The following is a 22,985-nucleotide window of genomic DNA, read 5'->3' as shown; positions in this document are numbered from 1 at the left end:
CCTATGCTGATAGCTCTAAAGTCGTGGTTTTACAATAATGAAGTAGTAGATGATGCGCTCTATGCCTACAAACAAAGCGGTGACAGTAAATACTTGGAACAACTTATTGATAGCTATAGCCAGGATTTGTATTACTTTTTATGTAGTCAAAGCAACGCTACTTTGGCCCAAGATTTATGCCAAAAAACATGGCTGAATACTATGGAAAAGAAGCATCTATACCATCAACAACAGTCACCTAAAGCGTGGCTGTTTACCGTGGCCCGTAACGCCTTGATAGATGAGCTGAGAAAACAGCAACGCTTTACCTGTATAGACGATATAAATTCGTTAGAATCGATTGCGATTAGCCAAGAAAGCATTTCGTTAAATCAGGCAATCAAACAATTACCCTTTTTGCAAAAAGAGGCACTGTCATTGCAGTTGGAAGGCTTTTCGTTGCAAGAAATTGCTGACATCACCCATAGCAATAGAGAGACCATAAAAACTCGGCTACGGTACGCAAAACAACAGCTCAAAAGTGCAATTGGAGAGACTCATGAATGATGAGCAATTTGATAACCAGCTGAGGGCTGAGTTTAGCAAACAAAAGCAGCAAAACAGACTCAGTCGAGCGCAAATAAATCAGTTGAAAACACAGTGTACATCACAAAAAGTGAAGCCTGTATGGCCACGAGTACAATGGACGTTTGCCAGCCTTGCAGCTGTATTTCTCGCATATTTAGTATTTACTGAATCTCAGGTGACCCAACAACCGCTATATACGCTGGACTTTGAACAGTACCAACGAGTTGAGAAACATACACTGCACGCGGGTCAATACAAGCGCTCTTTGATATTACAAAAACAACAGTTAGATAATGAGATGCAAGTCGCAAAAAGCAATCTAAATCAAGCGTATGCAACACATGGTAAATTAATAGAAAAACAAGGGGATACTTGGTTTATTGCCGACTGCCAGCAACAAACTTTACTAGAAATAAGCACGGAACTCGTCGCGCAGCTCACTCAACGAAGTGATTATCAAGCTAATCAGATCGGTACTTTATTGGCTTTTAAAAGAAACCCCCAAGGGCAGCTAGTCAGCCTATCAGCCCTTGAGAATAGTGATTCAACCACTTGTAGTTAGATCATGATGACACTAGCGACAAAGAAACACAGCAAAGATAGCCCACCGCCAACCAAGGCGTAAGGCAATTGAGTTTTAACATGCGTCAATAAGTCACAGCCCGATGCCAGTGCAGACACCGCACTGGTATCTGAAATAGGCGAGCAATGATCACCAAAAATACCACCACTTAGAATGGCACCGAGTACCAAGGCTGGTGGCAGTCCAAGCGCTTGAATTAAAGGGACACCTATCGGGATCAGTATGGCAAAGGTTCCCCAAGACGTACCGGTGGTGAATGACATGATAGCCCCCGCTAAAAACAGCACTGGTACAATAAAGTAAATTGGCAAATAGTCACCGACTAAAGACGCCACAAACACACCTGTCCCCAACTCTTTTAGACTTGCACCTAGTGTGAGTGACAGAAGTACAATGGTCACTAATGGAAGTAACTCGCCCATGCCTTTAAAACCAACTTCTACCAATTCGTGATGGCTAAAATGTTTTGCACTGAGTAATAACAAGTATGCCAATGCTGTAGCTAGCACTGTTGCATATAAAACGGATTTAGAGCCACTGCCATTGGCCAGTACGCCATCTCCTGTCCAGAACATGAACCCGACCATAGACACGATAAGGGTAAGTAAAGGTAACAACATAAAACGTGCTTTGCTCGCCTTTGGTCCAACATCAAGCTCTACCTGTTGCTTTTCAAGTTGTAGCTCTGCATGTTTCATAGGCCCATGTACTTTATCAAACACAATCGTATATAAAACAATAAGTAAGGCAATAATAGCGTAAAAGTTAAAAGCAACACTGCTCCATAAAATGCTAACCGCAGACTGCTCTAGCTCATAGTTACTCAATAAGCCAAGTACATATGCGCCCCAGCCATTGAGCAACACCAAAATACACACAGGCGCACTGGTACTATCGATAATATAAGCCAGACGTGCTCGGCTCATCTTGAATTTATCAAATAATCCTCGTGAGACGATACCTGATGTTAACACGCTCATGTTCGACTCAATAAATACTGCAGTGCCGGTAAACATTGTCAATAGTCCAACCTGCCGCTTACTCTTAGCAACACCTTTATTCATCAATATGTTAACGGTTGCGGCTACACCACCAGACTCTCTTATATACGCGAGTAACGCCCCGATAATAAGACTGAATAATAGGATACGGCTGTTGCCAGCAGAGGTAACAACGTCAACTATACGTTCAATACTGTTTACAGGCGTCATTAAAAGTTGACTCGTTTCATGTTGCATAAGCAACAAAAATTCAGAGGAAATCAGCGCTAGTAGCAATGCAAGGATCACTTCTTTACGCCAAAACACCACTAGAATTGCGATCAATGGTGGTAAAATTGAGTACCAGGTCATACATTCCCTTACAGCAGAGCATTTTAGTCATTATTATTAAGGCTTAGTAGCTTAAAGGGTTCCCTATTAAAAACAAGGCTTTTACCATCTTTGCCTTCACCTTGGCAACATTTGTCCCTAAAACAACCAAGAAAACATGATAAAAACACAATAGTTATTTCATCGACTATCACTGACATTCATTTGAACCTATAATGAATACAACTCAGTAACTAAGAAGTATCGAAATGTCGACATTTGTAAAAATAAAGGCACTCAAGCCCAGCCTTTCTAGCAGTGAAGCGAAGTTGGCTGATTTCACACTTAGCTCAGGTGCAAAAATTCGCTCCTTATCATCCGTAGAACTAGCCAGGCAGGCCGGAGTAAGCCAATCCAGCGTCGTGAAATTTGCCCAAAAACTAGGCTACAAGGGCTTTCCGGCCTTCAAACTTGCAGTTATAGACGATTTAAACTTACAAGCAGGTCAGCCTGAGCCGGCTCATTCACATATTACTCATGCAGACTCCATAGATTTAATCGCACAAAAACTGCTAACACATCAGCAAGGAGTTTTGAGTGAAACGAATAAGCTGAATGATGTTGAACAATTTGAAGCAGCTATTAGTGCCATCAAATCAGCAAAAAGAATTCTACTTTGTGCGGTTGGTGGTAGCTTTACTATGGCCCAGGACTTCGCTTTAAAATTGCAAAAATTAGGATTACCGGCCATTGCACAGACAGATGAACTTTCAGCGGCTAGTTACATTGCAACTATGGGTAAAGATGACCTACTAATCGCCATTAGTGATTCAGGACAAAGTAAATCTGTGCTTAGAGTTGCTAGGCAAGCTAAGAACAACAACTGCCCAATATTGTGCCTATCACGCTATGGTGTTAATCCACTTCATGATATGGCATCCATTAATCTATATAACGTCACAGGTGAAGAGCCCGTAAGACATGCATCTATGTTGACTCGAGTCTCACAAAGCTATTTGATTGATGTGCTATTTGTCGCGCTAACCCAGTCAAATCTACGATGGCAAAAGCGGGCTGAACGGGCAAATGAGCATATGTACGATATCCGCCACAGCTAACGCTTGTATATTAAATAGGGCTGACGCAAAAGCTTAAACGCTTCTAAGTCAGCCTGCCAACCACTTTTGATCTGTGCGACAGATTGCTTAGCTTCGATTGCCAAGCGTAGTTTATCCGTACCAGCCAACTTATCCATAAACTCAGCATGCGTAAAAAATGGCTCATTTTTTACGTAGAATGCCTTATATGCATCTAAAAACCAGTTCAAATTCAACCCATTGCTGCGTACTTGACGCAGGTCCTTACCATAGACCGTTTTGCCATTGAGTTTAGGGTTAGCCGCTGCACCAATCACAGGCTTTGGAGCAAAGCTAAAAGTACCTAATCTGACGCTATCATGCCCAAATATCTGAAACGGCATTGGCGTACCACGCCCAACTGAAACAGGGGTTGCTTCAAAAAAGCACAGCGACGGATATAAAGCAATGGCCTGCGCATTTGGTAAATTTGGACTGGGCTTAATCGGCAGTTCATACCCCATACTAGCATTGTAATCAGCGATGGAAATCACTTTAAGATCAAGTGCTCGACTCGTTTTTAGCCAGCCTTCTCCATAAATCATTTTTGCCAACTCCCCGACCGTCATACCATGTAAAACGGGAATTGGATGCATACCTACGAACGAGCGGAACTTTGCCTCAAGCACAGGTCCATCCACATAAGCAATGTTTGGATTAGGTCTATCCAGTATCAATAGCTGCTTGTCATGCTCAGCAGAGGCTTCCATCACGTAATGCATGGTGCTGATGTAAGTATAAAATCGTACCCCCACATCCTGAATATCAAACACAACCGTATCGATATCTTGCAACGCCTCTGTGCTTGGTTTTTTATTTTTACCGTATAAAGATACTATGGGTAGCCCTGTTTTAGCGTCTTTTCCTGAGTCCACTTTTGCTCCCGCATCATGGTCCCCCCTAAAACCATGTTCAGGTGCAAAGACCTTGCGAACATCGACCCCTTTGGCGAGTAAGCTATCGAGTAAGTGTCCATCTTGAGTTTGCGCCGTTTGGTTCACCACCAAAGCGACACGCTGGCCCTTTAACAAAGGAAGGTAGTGACTGTATCGCTCAGCGCCAACTTGTAAAGCTTGTGACGAAGCTGAAACACACAGAAGTATCAAAACAATAAAACAACGCATAATCTGAAAGCCTAGAAAGTTTGCCTCATGATGGGAGAAATACACAGATGATGCAATCTCAATTTAGACGGGTAAATAAAATTATGACTTCATCTGTGCTCACTCTCGTATTAGAAAGCCAACACGCTTCATTGTTTAACCGATCCTACCAATCTATATATGAATGTGGACTATAACCATCTGCAGAGTGACAGAAACCAAAATATAATTGTCGCTTGGTACTAGAAACGAAATATTTTTCCGGTATATTCAAGTAAGGCAATCGCCCTCCTAATGCAACACAACTAAACTACCACAGAAAATAAGCATACCTCTGGCTACAGTTCGCTAGTGAAATTTAGAAATAATTTTTATAAAAAAGTAAAGTAGAAAACTGACACCCAAATTAAAAAACATTTATAAATTTATTTTAAAATACCACTCATTAGCCCCGTATCCACTATAAAAAGACTGATTTATATGAATGATAAAAAAGAACAACTCTCAACATTCCACATACACACCTCCCTTCTTCTTCAAAAACAAAACCAAATTTAACCCACTATTTTTAAATAAAATTTCATATTGATATTTCTTGTGGGTTATCAGATTGACAACGCTGTCATTTGAAAGATAAAATTATTTATAGATCATTTTACAAAAGGAAGATTGATGGACAGGCGAAGCTTTATAAGCTGCTTAGGAGTAAGCTGCTTATTACTAACACCAGTATATTCTTCGGCAGGAAGTTATTTAAGCACTAGCTTTAATAAAAGCCGAGAAGAGTTTGAATCACTACTACATTACTTACATTTAAATGACAGTCGAGGCGAAAAAGATAGGATATTCGATGAGCTTTCTGAACAGGAACTCGAGTTAACTTCCCAAATGAATAACCTTTTTAGACGAGAGAAAGTGCACGCTAAGGCTGTTATTAAAAAAACGCCAAAATTTAAAAGCCTTGTCAACAAAATTGCCGTTTCGTTTTACTTAAACACGACTTTAAATGATAGATGTAAAGTCTATAGCTCAGATCCATCCATCGCGAGAAGAGCAAATGCAGAAACACACAATTTTAAAGCTTATTGTGGTGGCCAAACTGGTTTTTGGCAAAAACCTCCTACGGCAGTATAAAGGATATTATTTATGTATGATGTAGTTATAGTAGGTTCAGGCGTTGCTGGCAGCATATGTGCAAACGAGCTGGTCAAAAAAGGCCTCAAGGTTGCTGTACTCGATGCTGGACACACGTTACAACGAGCAGACTTGGTGTTAAATCAACTTCGCTCTGGTCGCGATGACTCAATGTCGCCATACCCCCTGTTGCCCCACGCACCACATCCAGATCCTGTTTTATTAAAAGACTACCCAAGCTCTCAAAAAAGACAATATGATACAAGTTACATCAGAACAGTTGGTGGCACAACTTGGCATTGGGGAGGGGCTTCGTGGCGCTTTTTACCATCAGATTTTAAGTTAAAGAGTAACTTTGGTGTTGGCCGAGATTGGGGGATTGATTATCAAGATTTAGAACCCTACTACGTATTGGCCGAACGAGAAATGGGGATCTCAGGTGAAGAGATCAAACAGCTAAAGCAATGGAGAAGTGCACCATATCCTCTTCCACCGGTGCCACTCTCTTACATGGATAGCTTTATTAAAGATAAAATTGCGAGTGCCAACCTCAACCTTCAAGCGGAACCTGCAGCACGAAACACTCAGCCTTATGACAAAAGGCCAAGCTGTTGTGGAAGCAACAACTGTATCCCTATTTGCCCTATCGGTGCACAGTATAGTGCAATGCATACACTAGAAAAGGCGATAAAAAGTGGCGTTGAGTTAATAGAAAACGCAGTCGTACACCGCCTAGAGGATAATCAAAAAGGGGAAATAACAAACGTTATTTATAGAACACCAGACGGCAAAGATGTCAGTGTTAAAGGTAAATATTTTATATTGGCAGCCAATGCAATCGAGTCAGCTAAAATACTGCTCTTATCAAAAACAGTACATAGCCCAAAGGGGATCGCTAACAGTAGTGGACTCGTTGGTAAAAACTTAATGGACCACCCAACAGTTCACGCGACATTTGATATTGAAGAGCCCGTATACTCGGGACGAGGCCCTGTGGGGATTTCCGCAATTACAGATTTCATGGATGGTGACTTTAGAAAAGACTATGCCGCTAAAAAGCTGGCTATCGGCAATGGCAACTTCAGTGAGATTATCGCGACTGAAATGATAGGTGATCTACTGCTGAACAAAGACTTTAAAGCCCAACTAAAACACAAAACGATTCGTAGAATAGGTTCTCATACCCAACATGAGCAACTACCATCGATAGACAACAAAGTGACATTAAGTAGCACAAAGTTTGATGCGTTAGGCTTACCCTACCCAGAAGTGACATGGGATGTTGAAGAATATGTCATCAAAAGTGCTGAGCACAGTGTCAAAGTATACCAACAGCTTGGTAAGTTGTTAGGTGCTACTGACACCAAAATCAACGTTAACTTAGCCTCTAACGCACATATGCTTGGCACCACGATAATGGGAGACGACCCTAAAACATCCGTCGTTAACGCTGATTGCTTTAGCCATGATCATAGTAACCTTACGGTAGCAGGTGGCGCTGTGTTTCCCAGCTCATCATCCGTAAACCCAACTTTGACCGTTGCGGCACTATCTATAAGGCTTAGCGAGAAATTAAGCTCACTAATTAAGGAAAAATAGTATGAAAAATAGAATAATACGCTGGGGAGTCATTGGCTGCGGTAGCGTAACTGAAGTAAAAAGCCTTCCTGCATACCAGCAAGTTGAAGGGTTTGATGTGTTCAGCGTGATGAGAAGAGATCATCAACTTGCTATTGACTATGCACAAAGACATAACGTTCCACATGTTCATAAAGACGCAGAGGAGTTGATTAACGATCAAAACATCGATGCTGTTTATATCGCAACTCCGCCAGATAGCCACTTGTACTATGCATTAAAAGTCGCTCAAGCAGGGAAAATCTGTTGTATAGAAAAGCCTTTATCGCCAAGCTATCAAGAAAGCTTAGAAATTTGCCAAGCATTTGAAGAACGTGACCTCCCTCTGTTTACGGCTTACTATCGGCGTTCACTGCCACTTTTCAATAAAGTAAAAGAGTACATTGACCAAGGTGCTATCGGAGACGTTCGTCATGTATCTTGGAACTATAGTCGTCCCGTATATGATGTAGATTTGTCTGACACGTATAACTGGAGAACCGATAAAAATATTGCTCCGGGTGGCTATTTTGATGACCTAGCCAGTCATGGGCTCGATATATTTGGATATCTGCTCGGAGGTTATAAAGAGGCTAAAGGGGTCGGAAGCAATCAACAAGCGCTGTACAGCGCACTAGATTCTGTGAGCGCTTGTTGGGTTCACCAAAGCGGTGCGACAGGTTCTGCTATGTGGAATTTTGGCAGCTTTACAAGACAAGATAATGTCGTCATTTTCGGCAGCAAGGGAGAAATCCATTTTTCGATTTTCCAAGACCCAGAAGTGACACTTATCACCCCAAATGGTACTGAAAAAACTGTACACGAATATCCTAAGCACATTCAAATCCATCATGTTGAGAATATCAAAAGTGACCTTTTAGGCGAACTCGAACACCCTTCTACGGGCCTAACTGCACTACATACATCTTGGGTTATGGATAAAATCTTAAACACAATATAAAGCACTATAGGGCAATATAGAAATCTCTACATTACTCCATAGTCAGGAATTCTGCTTTCGCTCTAGCAATTAACTAATAGCCTAGTCATGCCTATTGGTTAATTGCTCACTTCACCACCATAGAAGAGGGACGTATTTTACAGCAGCCAACCTCTAACGCCGATAAGTAAGCATTTCCTGCTCATAAATTTCAGGCACAAAAAAACCGACTGTCTTTTAAGAACATGCCGATTGATTGCTCACTCTGTTTTAGAGAAGTGGCGGACGCGGGACATATTTTATAAGAGTGAACCTCCGAGCATTTCACATGCTTTAAGCAGACTCAAATTTCAGGCACAAATTTCAGGCAAAAAAAACCGACTGTCTTTTAAGAACATGTCGGTTGATTGCTCACTCTGTTTTAGAGAAGTGGCGGACGCGGGACATATTTTATAAGAGTGAACCTCCGACTGCCTGCATCGCAATTCTCTCTATTTAACCACTTGAGATAAAGTGGCGGACGCGGGAGGATTCGAACCTCCGACCGCCTGGTTCGTAGCCAGGTACTCTATCCAGCTGAGCTACGCGTCCGTCGTGAATTTTCATTTTCCAATGTCTCTATATTTAACCACTTGAGAGAAGTGGCGGACGCGGGACGTATCTTGTAAGAGTGAACCTCCTACTGCCTGCATCGCAATTCTCTATATTTAACCACTTGAGAGAAGTGGCGGACGCGGGAGGATTCGAACCTCCGACCGCCTGGTTCGTAGCCAGGTACTCTATCCAGCTGAGCTACGCGTCCGTCGTGACTTTTCATTTTCCAATGTCTCTATATTTAACCACTTGAGATAAGTGGCGGACGCGGGACGTATCTTGTAAGAGTGAACCACCTACTGCCTGCATCGCAATTCTCTATATTTAACCACTTGAGATAAAGTGGCGCACACGGGACGTATCTTGTAAGAGTGAACCCCCTACTGCCTGCATCGCAATTCTCTATATTTAACCACTTGAGATAAAGTGGCGGACGCGGGAGGATTCGAACCTCCGACCGCCTGGTTCGTAGCCAGGTACTCTATCCAGCTGAGCTACGCGTCCATCGTGAATTTTCATTTTCCAATGTCTCTATATTTAACCACTTGAGAGAAGTGGTGGACGCGGGGCGTATCTTGTAAGAGTGAACCTCCTACTGCCTGCATCACAATTCTCTATATTTAACCACTTGAGAGAAGTGGCGGACGCGGGAGGATTCGAACCTCCGACCGCCTGGTTCGTAGCCAGGTACTCTATCCAGCTGAGCTACGCGTCCGTTGTTTAAGTATTATTGATCGTTACTTTTCGATTACAAGAAGCCATTTAATAAAAAATGGCGGAGAAGGAGGGATTCGAACCCTCGATAGGGCTACAAACCCTATACTCCCTTAGCAGGGGAGCGCCTTCAGCCACTCGGCCACCTCTCCGTCTTGTGGATGCGTATAATAAAGGCTTGAGAAAATAAGTCAAACACTTTTATGGTAAAAGTGAACCGTATGCTCATAGAATGTGCAGCTTTTAAGTCATTTATATGACTACGTTTAACTTTTCCGCACTTTGCGACCAAAAATACAACAAACGTCTGTAAAAATACAAAAAAGCCGCTCTTTTGAGCGGCTTTTTAGCAAAGATTAAATTAATCAGCTTGCGGGCGCATATGCGGGAACAAGATAACGTCTTTAATTGTTGGTGAGTCAGTGAATAACATCACTAAGCGGTCAATACCAATACCCTCGCCCGCTGTTGGTGGTAAACCATATTCAAGCGCGCGAATGTAGTCTTCATCAAAGTGCATCGCTTCATCATCACCTGCATCTTTCTCTTCAACCTGGCGAGCAAAACGTGCCGCCTGATCTTCTGCGTCATTAAGCTCAGAGAAACCATTTGCAAGTTCACGGCCACCGACAAAGAACTCAAAGCGGTCAGTGATGAATGGGTTTTCATCGTTGCGACGCGCAAGTGGAGATACTTCCCACGGATATTCAGTGATAAAAGTTGGTTGAATAAGCTTGTGCTCTGCCACTTCTTCGAAGATCTCACACAAGAACTTACCCGCACCCCACACACAGTTCTCCGGTATTTTAACGTGTACTTGCTTAGCAAACGCTTTCAACTCTTCAAAGTGGTTTTCAGGGTCTTTAAAGATATGTGCCTGTGCTGCTGCAGCTTCTGAGTGTTCGATGATAGCATCAGCCATTGATAGGCGCGTGAATGGTTGACCAAAGTCATATTCAATCGTATCTACCACTTCGCCGTCTGCATTCTTTGTGGTATTCACAACTGTAGTCGTGCCAAGCACATCCTGAGCAACCGTGCGTAACATGTCTTCAGTCAGGTTCATTAGATCATTGTAATCCGCATACGCTTGGTAGAATTCAATCATAGTGAACTCTGGGTTGTGACGCGTTGATAACCCTTCATTTCTGAAGTTACGGTTAATTTCAAATACACGGTCAAAACCACCCACAACTAAACGCTTAAGGTAAAGCTCAGGCGCAATACGTAAGTACATATCGATGTCTAAGGCGTTATGATGCGTTACAAAAGGACGCGCAGAAGCACCACCAGGAATAACTTGTAGCATCGGTGTTTCAACTTCCATAAAGTCACGTTCAGCTAAGAAACGACGAATGCCCTCGATTACCTTAGAGCGAATTCTAAAGGTTTCACGGGTTTCCATATTAGTGATTAGATCAACATAACGCTGACGATACTTAGCTTCCTGATCTGTTAAGCCATGGAACTTCTCTGGCAGCGGACGCAATGATTTGGTCAGTAGTTCATACTCAACCATATCCACGTACAAGTCACCTTTGCCAGATTTGTGTACAGGGCCTTTAACGCCAATAATATCGCCAATATCTAGTTGGCCATATTTTTCTTTCAAATCTTTTTGTACATCTTTTGAAGCATATGCCTGAATACGGCCTTTCATATCTTGTAAAACCAAGAATGGACCACGTTTAGCTAAAATGCGGCCAGCAACTGCAACTTGGTGATCTAATTCAACCAACTCTTCTTTCGATTTATCACCAAGCTTAGCCTGTAGATCAGCCGTATAGTCTTCACGGCGGAAGCTGTTAGGGTGGCCATTGGCACTGCAATTCTCGCGAATCGCATCCAACTTGGTACGACGCTCAGCAATGAGTTTATTTTCGTCTTGGATTTGATCTGTCATTTTTTAGCTCTTAGTTTAGCTTGTTGATTAAAGGCCTGATTTCAGGCTAGCTTCGATAAATTTGTCTAAATCACCGTCTAATACGGCCTGCGTATTACGGTTTTCAACGCCAGTACGTAAGTCTTTGATACGTGAGTCATCCAATACGTATGAACGTATTTGACTACCCCAGCCGATATCTGACTTAGCGTCTTCTTGTGACTGCTTTTCAGCATTTTGCGCTTGCATTTCCAGCTCAAATAATTTGGCTTTTAACTGCTTCATCGCTTGCGCTTTGTTTTTGTGCTGCGAACGTTCGTTCTGACACTGTACAACAGTATTTGTTGGCACGTGGGTAATACGAACCGCAGACTCGGTGGTGTTTACGTGCTGACCACCGGCACCCGAAGCACGATATACGTCAATGCGTAAGTCGGCTGGGTTGATATCAATCTCGATATTATCGTCAACTTCTGGGTATACGAAAGCAGAAGCAAAAGAGGTATGACGACGTCCACTTGAATCAAAAGGACTTTTTCGTACTAAACGGTGAACCCCCGTTTCTGTGCGCAACCAACCATAAGCGTATTCGCCGACAAACCGCACGGTTGCACCTTTGATACCCGCCACATCGCCGTCTGTTGCTTCAACGAGTTCAACTTTAAAGCCTTTTGCTTCACCCCAGCGCAAATACATGCGCAGGAGCATGTTACACCAATCTTGCGCTTCGGTACCGCCAGAACCAGACTGTAAATCTAAATATGCATCGCTGTTATCGTGAGGACCTGAAAACATGCGACGGAATTCAAGCTTTTCCAAAGAGGCCAACAATGTATCTAATTCTTGTTGCGCTTCTTCAAAGGTTTCCTCATCTTGGGCTTCAACAGCAAGCTCGACGAGACCTTCCGCATCGTCAGCACCCGAAACCAAGTTATCTATGGTTTCAACGACTTCCTCAAGCGCTGACTTTTCACGCCCTAAAGCTTGTGCTTTTTCAGGCTCGTTCCATACCGCCGAATCTTCAAGTTCTGCATTAACCTCTTCTAAACGCTCTTGTTTAAGAGCGTAGTCAAAGGTACCCCCGAAGCAGCTCAGTACGTTCGCGAATGTCCTTGATTTGATTAATCACAGGATTCACTTCAAACATGCATATTACTCCAAAAATTTATCGATCTTCTGCACTTGTTCACAACGCCAGTAATGGCACTACAAGGCGACAATTATTAAACACGCCATAATAGCAAAGTTTGCTCTGGCTATAAATGCCTTTATGAGGTTATTGCGCTGATTTCTCGTACTATCAACTGTAATGAAAACTTGCCTCGAAACTCGTTAATGTCAAGCTGATACGCCACTTGTGAATGCGTAGCTTGTGAATTAGGCCATGAGCGCACATCAACGTTAAAGGCAATCGCATCAACCAACTTTCCTGATTGGTGTTTGAGTACCAATTTAAGATGTTTTTCACCTACAATTCGCTGTTGAACCAGCTCAAACTCACCACAGAAAACAGGCTCTGGAAAATGCTGTCCCCAAGGGCCCGCTTGCTGTAGAAGCTGGGCAAATTCCATCGTAAAACAATCTGTAGGTAACACCCCGTCAGTTAATAGTACGCTTTGCTTGTGCTCGTCAGACAAGTTCTCGCTCACGGTTTGTACAAAGGCTTGCTTAAAGCGATCAAAGTTTGCCTCACTAATAGTGAGACCCGCTGCCATAGCATGTCCGCCAAACTTCTCGATGAGACCAGGGTAACAGGTATTCAGAGACTCTAACACATCGCGCATGTGCACACCTTCGATAGAGCGGCATGATCCCTTAAGTTCGCCGTTATCCCCCTGAGCAAAAACAACGGTTGGACGATGGTATTGCTCTTTGAGGCGCCCAGCTAAAATACCTATAACCCCTTGGTGCCAATCATGTTGGTATAAGCACACGGCATCTGGCACATTTTGACTACTCAATACCAAGCGTTCTAACACGGCTTGCGCTTCTTGTTGCATTCCTTGTTCAATTTCACGTCGCTCATGATTGAGGCTATCTAGTTCACTTGCAATACGCCGCGCCTGATGTAAGTCCTTAGAAAGCAAGCAGGCTATCCCCAAACTCATATCATCAAGACGACCAGCAGCGTTGAGCCGAGGTGCTAACGCAAAACCAAAGTCACTGGCTGTTAATCGCGCCGCATTTCGATTGGCAACTTCTATCAGGGCCATAATCCCAGGTCGTGTATGGCCACTGCGTATACGCGCTAGACCTTGATAAACTAAGGTTCGATTATTAGCATCCAGTGCCACCACATCTGCCACAGTTCCAAGCGCTACCACATCTAGCAAAGCGGCTAGATTAGGTGGTGTTTGCCCTAATCTTTCAAAATACCCCTGCTCTCTCAACGTGCTGCGAAGTGCCATCAGCAAATAAAACGCCACTCCGACACCTGCGATTGATTTTGAAGGAAACTGACACCCTTGCTGATTTGGGTTTACTATTGCATCGGCATTTGGCAGCTGTTCACCTTGTAAATGGTGGTCGGTGACTATCACGCTAATGCCAGCTTGCTTAACAATGTCTATTCCAGCAATACAAGAAATCCCATTATCAACGGTGATCACCAGCTCTGGCTGTAACTGAACAATTTGCTCTGCTAAAGCTGGGCTCAAGCCATATCCTAAGCTAAATCTATCCGGTACCAAATAATCTACGTGCTGATAGCCAAACAGCGCTAACCCTTCCATCAGTACCGTGGTACTGGTCGCGCCATCCGCATCAAAATCGCCAACAATTAATATCCTCGCTTGGCTGTGTAATGCCGTCTGTAAAATATCGCACGCTTTGTCGATATCTTTTAACAAACGAAAATCAATCAGCGTATTGGTTCTGTTGTCCAATTCATGGGTGGATTGCACGCCTCGGCTGGCATAAATCTGTTTGATTACCGGGTGTAATTGGTTTGGCAGATGACTATCATCAACGCGCGAACGCACTTGAATATGGGTGTTCATTAACTAACTAAACCTTAAATTTGGAGCAATAAAAAAGGCCTGACGGCCTTTTTCTCGTTGACGGTATTATACCCTCAATTACGACTTCGTGCTTTTCTCTTCTAACATTTTTGATAGCGAGTCTGCAGGTTGATAACCTGGAATTAGCGTGCCATCGTCAAGAATAATCGCTGGTGTGCCTGACAAACCAAAGCTCTGACCTAACTGGTAATGTTCTGATACCGGCGCACTACAGTTTTCTACTTTAGCAACTTTTTGACCAGCTTTAGCGTCTGTAAGTGCTTTTGCTGCGTCTTTTGCACACCACACATTTCTTAAATCTTCATAGCCAGAGCCCTGCAGGCCCCCACGTGGATACGCTAAATATTTCACTGTAATTCCAGCTGACAGATAGTCTTCCAACTCTCTGTGTAGCTTGCGGCAATAGCCACAAGTAATGTCCGTAAATACCGTGATCTGGTGCTTTTCATTTTCAGCTTTGTAAACGATCATTGAATCTTCGTATTGTGCAACGCCCTCTTTACGTACACCACTTAGTGCTTGATCGGTTACGTTGATGCGGTTTTCCAAATCAATGAGATTGCCTTGCATCAAATATTTACCATCCATACTGGCATAAAGCACGCCTTTATCGGTCAGCACTGTTTTCAAACCCGCTATTGGGCTATCTTCTATGCTTGATACCGTTACGCCTAATTTAGCAAAACTTTCTTCAATAGAGTTTACGCTCTGCTCAGCAGGAACGACTTCTGGCGCTGTGTTGGCGAAGGTTGAGAAGCAGCATGCCATTGCCGCTACATACATTAGTTTTTTCATATTATGCTCTTTCAATTATTATCCAATCACCCAGTAGACCGACAATTTCAAATAAAATTCCATCAAGCTCTGGGATGATGCTGCTGATGAAGCGTTTTTAAACGTTCACTGGCAACATGTGTATAAATCTGTGTCGTCGATAAGTCACTATGCCCCAACATCATCTGTACAACTCTTAAATCAGCGCCATGATTCAACAAATGTGTTGCAAATGCATGACGTAACGTGTGTGGTGATAATGGTGACGTTACATTTGCCAAAATAGCATAGTGTTTAATACGATGCCAAAAAGTTTGACGTGTCATACCGGTGCCGCGTTTTGATGGAAACACAAAATCGGTAGCATGTTTAACCATTTCAGGGCGACCGACCTTCAGAAACTGTTCGATATAGTGCAATGCTTCTTCGCCCATTGGCACTAAACGTTCTTTACCTCCTTTGCCTTTTACCAACACAACAGCCTGGCGTAAATTGATCTGCTCCATTCTCATGCCAACTAACTCCGTTACCCGCAGTCCTGTGGCATATAAAAGTTCCAGCATGGCTTTGTCTCTGAGCCCCATGGCATCACCTAAATCGGGTGCGTCTAATAAAGCTTCTACTTCTTGCTCTGTTAGAGTCTTAGGTAAGGCTTGTGTTGTTTTAGGTTGTGCAATATTCAAAAGTGGCGTAGCGGTGATCTCTTTTTGGCGTAAAAAAAATAAATAAAACCGTTTGAGTGCACTGATCGCCCTAGCGGTACTGCGCGATTTTAGCCCTAAATCATGTCGATGTGCCAAATACGCTTCAACATCTGAACTTTGAACTTTTAACAGTGAGCAGTTGTTATCTATTGATTGAATAAATTGAGCAAACTTATCTAAGTCACTGCGATAAGCTGCTAGCGTATTTTCGCTTAGCCCTTGCTCTAGGTATAAAGTGTCCAAAAACAATTCTATGGCTTGCGCATTGACGTCGTTTAATGGCTTTCTTGAGATATTTTCGCTCACAGGCTTCCTGTATCAATTTAATGCGTCATAAGGTAGACTTCGCGCCTATCATATCAGTCAATCTAAAAGTGATAAATACTATGCAAATCGGGTTATTTTACGGTTCAACCACCTGCTATACCGAAATGGCGGCCGAAAAAATAAGAGACATTATTGGTGAGGATATTGTGTCATTACACAACATCAAAGACGAGCCACTGGTCAATGCCCAACAGTATGACTTTTTGATTTTTGGTATTTCCACTTGGGACTTTGGTGAGTTGCAAGAAGACTGGGAATCATGCTGGGACGATATCGAAGGAGTTAACTTAGCAGGCAAAACCATCGCGCTATTTGGCATGGGCGATCAGCAGGGCTACGGACAGTGGTTTCAAGACGCTCTTGGGATGTTACATGACAAGATAGCGCCGCAAGGGGTAACGTTTTTAGGTTATTGGCCTAACACTGCCGACTATGAATTCGAAGCCTCCAAAGCACTTACCGAAGATGGGAAACATTTCGTCGGGTTAGCCCTTGATGAAGACAGCCAATATGATAAAAGTGACGACCGTATCGCCACTTGGATTACTCAGATCATGACCGAATATAGCGACTCACTTTAACCTAATTAGCTGCCTGTAAATCTATGTAGCTGCTCATTAATTTGTTTCACAGCCTGATTGATTTCATCAGCAGCTGCCAGAATTTCACTCGCACTGGCATTAGTCGTACTTGATGTTTCGTGTATTTCGGTAATGCTAGAGCTAATATCTTTGATGGTTTGCCCTTGCAATCTAGCTGCTTGCGTGAGTTGCTCATTTTGCTTTTGTATCTCATTGATTGAATTGCTGATGCTTTCAATCATGTTTTTGGTTTCGTTAGCTTTTTGCTGACTCATTTGAATGCTCTGATCACCATTCTCAATACTTTGCACCGCATTTTTAGCGCCCGCCTGAAGTTGCGTGATCATATTGTTAATTTCTTCTGTGGACTCTTGTGTTCGACTCGCGAGCGTTCTGACTTCGTCGGCAACCACCGCAAAACCTCGGCCTTGCTCTCCAGCCCTAGCAGCTTCAATCGCGGCATTTAGTGCGAGTAAATTAGTTTGCTCAGCGATGTTTTTAATAACATCCAGTACTCCACCTATATTTTGACTATCTGATTCTAGGTTTCGCACTACATCAGCAACGTTTTCCATTACACGAGATAGCGCTTCAACAGATTCGAAGCTTTCTTTAACAATACTGCGTCCATGCGAAGCCTCTTGTTGTGTTGCTCTAGTGTTTTCATCCGTTACTTGTGCAATAGAGTTCATATCTTCTACAGACGACAACATATCCGTCATGGAATCTGCAACTTGTGTAGTTATCTGTTGTTGCTTTTTCGCTCCGCTGTTTGTGGTTTTACTTATCTCTTGCATCTCAAACGTTGCACCAGATAACTGTTCGACTTGGCTTGCGATACTGGTTAACGCCAAAGAAAACTTGTTCATAAACTCATTAAATGCCACCGATACCACACCAATCTCATCCTTCGGGTGTTCTTCAAGTCGATGACTAAGATTACCCTCACCGGCTACAATCTCATCTAATGCCTTGTGCAAACTACGTAGGCGATTGGAAATTAACCTTCTAAACAAATAGAACAAAATACCAATGGTAACCACCAAAGCACCGACCACAATCCCTGCGATGACTAGATTTAAACTTCGCGCACCAGCTAATACACCGTCAATAGGTACTTGAACTTCCAATACCCCTCGAACGTCATTGAGCTTCCAACCTGTTCTAGGTGTTTGGGGGTGACTGTTGTGACAATTTACGCACCCTTGTGCCACCATAGTGTCTGCAAGTGCAACGCGCACAACCTCTTTGCCCGCAACTTCTTCCACCGAGCTAAAAGTCTGCTTCGGGTTATCATTCAACTTTTGCCAAGCTTGCTGAGCGAATTGGTCTAACTTCCTATTCTGTCTAATTGGAAATGGGTATGGACTATAAAGCTTTAATGCGATTATTCCTTTTTCAGAAAACTCTTCACTGATATCATGAATAAATGTCGCGGGCAGCGGTATGTGTTTGGCGTTATCTTTGTGCTCAAAATGTGGGGAAAACTCGCTACCACTGGTGATTTTTTTGATGATGTTCTTGGTATAGTACCCACGAATTGCCTTATATTGCTTAACGGTACTTTCTGCCGATGCAATTGCATTATCAATGGTATGTTGTTTGGTAATACTTGGCACGTAGATAAGCAACACCAACAGGACAACTAAGAAAATGAAGACCAAAGGTGCAAATAAACGTGTACTGAGCTTATCAAAATAGGGAATAGCCATCTGAGCTTCACACCAGTGTATCTTGAATAGTTAATAAGTTTAGTTCAGGTTAAGAAAAATGCATGGTCCCACCCTATATCCGAGTAAAATAAAAATCAATAAATATCAAAGATGTGTATAACACCTTCAGGTACATACTTGCCTAATACCACGAAAGCTCCCTTAGCCAGCATTTCATGAATGGAAACCCCAAATCAGGGTCAACCATATCCCACGCTTTCAACAAGGGTGTACCGAATGCCTCTCCTTCAGAAAATATCTTGATAAAATGATCACTTGCCCCTTTGTATCCATGGGGATGAAAAACAACGTCAAGTGGTAAGCCAATAAATCTACTTGCCGCGACCGACCAAGCAATCGCCGCCATTTCTTCTCCTTGCATCCAGTTTTGATTGCGGCCACTTTTATATACATCATCACTCATCATATGCCTTTCTGTCGGTTCACAAACAGCTAGGTGCCCCGCTTCGTGCAATATATCACCGGGATAAAGTAACTTTTCTGCGTCTATCTGTAACACGCCCCGTTTGAGCCTCAGTCCTGGTAAAAACGTTTTTTGCTCGATGGAGCATACCTCATGCGGGATGCCTATATGCTCAAGAAAATCCAAAATAGCCAATACGCTTGCATGCATTACCTGTTGTCCTTCTTCTAATGCTTTTATCTGTAAGTAAGGTATATATTACTGTTTAATTAATCTAGATCGTCATATTTGTAATAAGATGTAATTTTTGTTTTTTGGCTTTCTAACTATACTTCAGTCATCCAGTTTGTATGGATGGTAAGGAAGCTTGTGTATCACCTATTTATAGGTCGCGTCTTTGCAGCAGTCTAGCCTCTTGTACTTTTATGTAACGCAGTATCCTTTAAATCGCTGTTTACTTTTACACTCTCAGGGGCGAGTCATGAAAAATAAAAGCAATGCCAAATTCCCGTGGCAAAGATATCTACCAATTGTTAGCTGTGGTTTGATCTTAGCACTACCAGCTAAGCAAGCCATTAGTGCTCAAACGCAAACGACTAGCTGTACCGCGCCAGCAAGCTGGTTTTCAGGTGACCCAGGTATTCCCGAAGAAGTACCAAATAACGGTAATGACTTCTGTGATTTTTATCAATTTACATGGCAATCATTCATCAGTTTGATGTCTCCCTACAAAAGCGCCTCAACCGACTCTGAAAACAACGCAGAAAATCGAAACTTCTCAAACACCAGCGACTACCCTCTTTATGAGCTAGGTGCGAATGGCGCGCCTGCGAACTCATGTGACAACACAATTACGGGCGTGACGTTGAAAAACGCCTTAGACAAAAGCGGTAGCTTCATTCATGGTGAGGCAGGTGGTGGCGATGTAATTTTCGATCAAGCCGGCAATATTGTTTATTACGATATGCGCTTTAGCCGCAACATGTGTGATGATGCAGATAAAATAAAGAATGCAACCAATTTCCCAGGTGGCACAACTGAGTTAAAAACCGCTTGGAAAGTCTTAACTAAAACAGACAATCAAGCAGACTACCTTGTGTGGAACAACCCACAAGGCGCGCCCGCCAACACCACGCTTGGTTTGATTGGCTTTCATTTTGCTATCGCAACCCCCGATCATCCAGAGTTTATCTGGGCAACATTTGAACACAATAAAAATGCGCCTGACTGTAACAAACCCGCCACCAATACTGGCTGGTCATTTATCAGTGAGTCATGTTCAGCTGCCCTTGCAAACTCAGACAATACATCAATGTCTAAGTGTCTAAACCAAGCAGCACCAAACGGGACACTTACCGGCGTGCCCACTGAAATATGCCGCGTCTATCCGCATGGCACCGCTGCCGATGACTGGAAAGCGGAAGAAAATGTTAGCGATATTGTATCGATGAACAGCAGTGTTCATAAGCAGTTAACGGGTGATATGAGCATTTTCAAAAACTACTTTAATGTTGGTGCCATTTGGGTAAGCGATATCACCAAAGACTCCAGTGTCAATGGCGATGTCAGCAATCAACGAGGCTCTTTACGTTTAGCAAACACCGTTGCTGAGACCACATTTCAATGGGTTGATACGAACCCAAAAACTAATGACGGATTCGCTTCTAACTGTTTTGGCTGCCATGGATATGCAGGTACAGACACGGTAAAAAATAAGAACACGACCTCTGGGTTGCTAAGCCACATATTTGACGACATCGTTGTTGGTATGGGTCAGTGCGTTGATGTTCAAGCTGGACCAATATATAGCCAGCAAGATGCGGTAAAAAAATGTAAAGACGGTACCTCTGATGCAAAAGGTGTATGTCCAAACCTCGGGTTAACATGGAATGGTCAATGGAGTACGACCGAAGAGGGCGTCATGTCAGTGTGCGGTTGCTGTAAATAACTTAATCCATACACCTGAGCCAATACCCTTTGTTATTGGCTCAGTATTATTAAAGGCGCGCCATCCTATGAAATTACTTTTTTATCCCCAGTACCCCGACAAAGAGTATTACTCCATCACCCACATCATCAATAGATTGGGCTATCAGGTAACCCGTGATTTAGAAGCTTCATTTGACGTGGCTTTTTTGTGGAGCGATGTAACGGAGTTGGACTGTCCACCCGAGCTACTTGACGCAGCAGATGGCAAACATATCATCAACCAAAACTGTCTCGATATCAGTAAGAAGCATGTTGAACAATTACAATATGCCGTTTTTGGGTATGGTAGCTTCATTGATCCTTTAACTCATAAAGGTCGTTGCGTCGAAAAGCCTAATGCTAATGGGGTTAAGGGTGGTCGAGTAATCGACACACCGATAGATTCTTTCGATGACAGTAAAGTTTATCAAGCACTGATTGACTCTACAGTCGGCGACTACCAACAGGAGTACCGAGTGCCTGTTATTTTTGGCCAGCTTCCCATTGTTTATTTAGTACAACAAGCTGTCGCTAACGACTCATTGGATTACCGTGTCCAAAAGCCACCTGAACTATTAGGTACCCATATGATGTTTAGTTACCAAGAGCAGGTAAATATCACCAAATTTTGTCAACTAATCGGTTTAGATTTTGGCGAGCTAGACATTGTAAGGTGCTCTCAAAGCCAGCGTTTGTTCATTCTAGACGCTAATAAAACACCGGCAGGATATGGAATGCTAAATTACTTTTCATGGCATCCCCAAGATAAAGAGGCTGCATTAGATATGCTGACAGAAACCTTCGATAGAGCAATCAATAAGTTACTTGTTGATAATTCCACCTCTGAATTTGCCAACCCAATCGGAGCACATAATCTATGAAAAAAGCTTATTGCTTGGCCACTGTAACTTGCGATAACTTCGCACTCGGCACAGAGGTTTTAATTTATAGTTTTTTGAAATATAACCCTTGGTTTGACGGCGACATTGTCGTCTTTATTGACCACTTGTCATCGGCCAACAAAGCGCGTTTAAGTGCTCATTACCCAGTTAAGTTTATTAAGCGCTCTGAGCAAATTGAAAACGCTACCAACAGGCTGCGCAAGCATTTGCCCACTCTGCGTGCGGATCTTCATTTGCGGTTATTGTCACTTGAAATCCTGCGCTTACGTGACTACGAAAAGTTGGTGTTTCTCGATAGCGATGGTATGTGCTGCAATAACATCAAAGAGGTGTTTGACAGCCCCAATGACTTTTTAGCCGCACGAGACGGTTTTGCATACGAGCACAGAGCAAATGAGTTACTGAAAAAAACACCTTTTGATGCCTTAACAATTCCGCAAAGCTATGGTCAGAACAATCTCATTCACACATTTAACTCAGGTTTTATGGCTATTTCAAGCGCCTATCTTACTGATGAGCATTATCAAGGCGTTGTCAGTCTCATTGACGACCTTTCGCTCTGGAAAGACTTCGGTAGTAAAGGCTTTACCGACCAAATGCTGTTGAATATCTATTTTCAGCATAAAGTGACTTTGGTAGATGGTCGTTACAACTTTATGCCATTTATCGAGCAGTACATACACCAACTGGACAAACTGACACTATTAGATGCTAAATTCATTCACTTTGCAGGCGTTATCAAGCCATGGTTTAATTATGATGACAGTGAAATACTTGAATTAGCGCCACATTACCTAAAATACCTGCATTTATGGCGAGATGTTTGGACTGAGTGCACCCTTGGCTCAGATGATCAGTTCGCAGCTTGGAAAATCACTCAACAATATGATTGGACAGAACACAGTGGTGCAAAACAACCCCTGACAATGCAAGCTTTATCTTGTGAATATGAAGCGCCGCTCTCCCCAGTAAAAGTCGTCAACCAAATATAAA

At 42.9% G+C, this 22,985-nt stretch carries 19 protein-coding genes and 5 tRNA genes; 10 read left to right on the top strand and 14 right to left on the bottom strand.

Going from position 1 to position 22,985, the window contains the following annotated elements; all coding sequences use genetic code 11:
• Positions 1-3: 3 nt before the first annotated feature.
• Complete coding sequence (locus BET10_RS05140) at positions 4-546, top strand: RNA polymerase sigma factor (protein ID WP_070983865.1); 543 nt, start codon at positions 4-6, stop codon at positions 544-546.
• Positions 539-1,129, top strand: a complete 591-nt coding sequence (locus tag BET10_RS05135) for a DUF4035 domain-containing protein (RefSeq protein ID WP_070983864.1) — start codon at positions 539-541, stop codon at positions 1,127-1,129. The genes BET10_RS05140 and BET10_RS05135 overlap by 8 nt, the downstream gene beginning before the upstream one ends.
• On the opposite strand, the gene BET10_RS05130 is transcribed toward BET10_RS05135, so the two are convergent.
• Positions 1,126-2,502, bottom strand: coding sequence for a Na+/H+ antiporter NhaC family protein (locus BET10_RS05130; protein WP_070983863.1), 1,377 nt, complete (start codon positions 2,500-2,502; stop codon positions 1,126-1,128). The two genes, BET10_RS05135 and BET10_RS05130, sit on opposite strands and share 4 nt — an antisense overlap.
• A 227-nt stretch (positions 2,503-2,729) precedes the next feature.
• Between BET10_RS05130 and BET10_RS05125 the strand changes: the two genes are divergently transcribed.
• Positions 2,730-3,578 carry a MurR/RpiR family transcriptional regulator gene (locus BET10_RS05125; RefSeq protein WP_070983862.1) on the top strand — a complete coding sequence of 283 codons (849 nt, stop codon included), beginning with the start codon at positions 2,730-2,732 and terminating at the stop codon, positions 3,576-3,578.
• Here the strand turns inward: BET10_RS05125 and BET10_RS05120 are convergent.
• A complete protein-coding gene (locus tag BET10_RS05120; protein ID WP_070983861.1) occupies positions 3,575-4,720 on the bottom strand; it encodes an exo-beta-N-acetylmuramidase NamZ family protein in 1,146 nt (381 codons plus the stop codon). The two genes, BET10_RS05125 and BET10_RS05120, sit on opposite strands and share 4 nt — an antisense overlap.
• Before the next feature lie 651 nt (positions 4,721-5,371).
• Here BET10_RS05120 and BET10_RS05115 point away from each other — a divergent pair.
• The 3 genes from BET10_RS05115 to BET10_RS05105 are packed head-to-tail and all read left to right on the top strand — an operon-like array spanning position 5,372 to position 8,411.
• The gene (locus BET10_RS05115; RefSeq protein WP_070983860.1) at positions 5,372-5,833 is read left to right on the top strand and encodes a hypothetical protein; all 462 of its coding nucleotides are present in this window, start codon (positions 5,372-5,374) and stop codon (positions 5,831-5,833) included.
• A gap of 12 nt (positions 5,834-5,845) precedes the next feature.
• A complete protein-coding gene (locus tag BET10_RS05110; RefSeq protein ID WP_070983859.1) occupies positions 5,846-7,432 on the top strand; it encodes a GMC family oxidoreductase in 1,587 nt (528 codons plus the stop codon).
• A gap of 1 nt (position 7,433) precedes the next feature.
• A complete protein-coding gene (locus BET10_RS05105) occupies positions 7,434-8,411 on the top strand; it encodes a Gfo/Idh/MocA family protein (RefSeq protein WP_070983858.1) in 978 nt (325 codons plus the stop codon).
• Positions 8,412-8,904: 493 nt separating this feature from the next.
• Here BET10_RS05105 and BET10_RS05100 read toward each other — a convergent pair.
• From BET10_RS05100 to xerD, 10 genes are all read right to left on the bottom strand, one after another.
• A tRNA-Arg gene (locus tag BET10_RS05100) sits at positions 8,905-8,981 on the bottom strand.
• A gap of 134 nt (positions 8,982-9,115) precedes the next feature.
• Positions 9,116-9,192: transfer RNA gene (locus tag BET10_RS05095), tRNA-Arg, on the bottom strand.
• Between the two features lie 219 nt (positions 9,193-9,411).
• Positions 9,412-9,488 (bottom strand) — tRNA-Arg (locus BET10_RS05090).
• A gap of 134 nt (positions 9,489-9,622) precedes the next feature.
• Positions 9,623-9,699: transfer RNA gene (locus BET10_RS05085), tRNA-Arg, on the bottom strand.
• A gap of 58 nt (positions 9,700-9,757) precedes the next feature.
• Positions 9,758-9,850: transfer RNA gene (locus BET10_RS05080), tRNA-Ser, on the bottom strand.
• Positions 9,851-10,059: 209 nt separating this feature from the next.
• Positions 10,060-11,601 carry a lysine--tRNA ligase gene (gene lysS, locus BET10_RS05075; protein WP_070983857.1) on the bottom strand — a complete coding sequence of 514 codons (1,542 nt, stop codon included), beginning with the start codon at positions 11,599-11,601 and terminating at the stop codon, positions 10,060-10,062.
• A gap of 27 nt (positions 11,602-11,628) precedes the next feature.
• Positions 11,629-12,727 (bottom strand): peptide chain release factor 2 gene (gene prfB, locus BET10_RS05070; protein WP_096348928.1). Its coding sequence is split into 2 segments (ribosomal slippage): positions 11,629-12,651 and positions 12,653-12,727, totalling 1,098 coding nucleotides; the frame shifts between segments, so codons are not numbered across the junction.
• A gap of 121 nt (positions 12,728-12,848) precedes the next feature.
• A complete protein-coding gene (recJ, locus tag BET10_RS05065) occupies positions 12,849-14,579 on the bottom strand; it encodes a single-stranded-DNA-specific exonuclease RecJ (protein WP_070983855.1) in 1,731 nt (576 codons plus the stop codon).
• Between the two features lie 78 nt (positions 14,580-14,657).
• Complete coding sequence (gene dsbC, locus BET10_RS05060) at positions 14,658-15,395, bottom strand: bifunctional protein-disulfide isomerase/oxidoreductase DsbC (RefSeq protein WP_070983854.1); 738 nt, start codon at positions 15,393-15,395, stop codon at positions 14,658-14,660.
• Between the two features lie 62 nt (positions 15,396-15,457).
• Positions 15,458-16,384: a site-specific tyrosine recombinase XerD gene (gene xerD / locus BET10_RS05055; RefSeq protein ID WP_070983853.1), complete on the bottom strand. Its 927-nt coding sequence runs from the start codon at positions 16,382-16,384 to the stop codon at positions 15,458-15,460.
• 80 nt (positions 16,385-16,464) lie between these two features.
• Between xerD and fldB the strand changes: the two genes are divergently transcribed.
• Complete coding sequence (gene fldB / locus BET10_RS05050; RefSeq protein WP_070983852.1) at positions 16,465-16,986, top strand: flavodoxin FldB; 522 nt, start codon at positions 16,465-16,467, stop codon at positions 16,984-16,986.
• Between the two features lie 5 nt (positions 16,987-16,991).
• On the opposite strand, the gene BET10_RS05045 is transcribed toward fldB, so the two are convergent.
• Positions 16,992-18,698, bottom strand: a complete 1,707-nt coding sequence (locus BET10_RS05045; RefSeq protein WP_070983851.1) for a methyl-accepting chemotaxis protein — start codon at positions 18,696-18,698, stop codon at positions 16,992-16,994.
• A gap of 142 nt (positions 18,699-18,840) precedes the next feature.
• A complete protein-coding gene (locus BET10_RS05040; RefSeq protein WP_070983850.1) occupies positions 18,841-19,332 on the bottom strand; it encodes a hypothetical protein in 492 nt (163 codons plus the stop codon).
• 271 nt (positions 19,333-19,603) lie between these two features.
• Here BET10_RS05040 and BET10_RS21670 point away from each other — a divergent pair, with 271 nt between their 5' ends.
• The 3 genes from BET10_RS21670 (at position 19,604) to BET10_RS05025 (ending at position 22,984) form a co-directional block, all read left to right on the top strand.
• Entirely contained in the window at positions 19,604-21,070 is a 1,467-nt protein-coding gene (locus BET10_RS21670; RefSeq protein WP_070983849.1) for a mannan-binding lectin, read from the top strand.
• Between the two features lie 67 nt (positions 21,071-21,137).
• Positions 21,138-21,971, top strand: a complete 834-nt coding sequence (locus tag BET10_RS05030) for a hypothetical protein (protein ID WP_070983848.1) — start codon at positions 21,138-21,140, stop codon at positions 21,969-21,971.
• A complete protein-coding gene (locus tag BET10_RS05025) occupies positions 21,968-22,984 on the top strand; it encodes a glycosyltransferase family 8 protein (RefSeq protein WP_070983847.1) in 1,017 nt (338 codons plus the stop codon). The genes BET10_RS05030 and BET10_RS05025 overlap by 4 nt, the downstream gene beginning before the upstream one ends.
• Position 22,985 lies beyond the last annotated feature (1 nt).

Source organism: Pseudoalteromonas amylolytica (genome assembly GCF_001854605.1).
In the GTDB taxonomy this organism is placed as follows: Bacteria; Pseudomonadota; Gammaproteobacteria; order Enterobacterales; family Alteromonadaceae; genus Pseudoalteromonas; species Pseudoalteromonas amylolytica.
The sequence above is the reverse complement of the archived record's forward strand: the minus strand, read 5'-3'. Positions and strand labels throughout refer to the sequence as shown.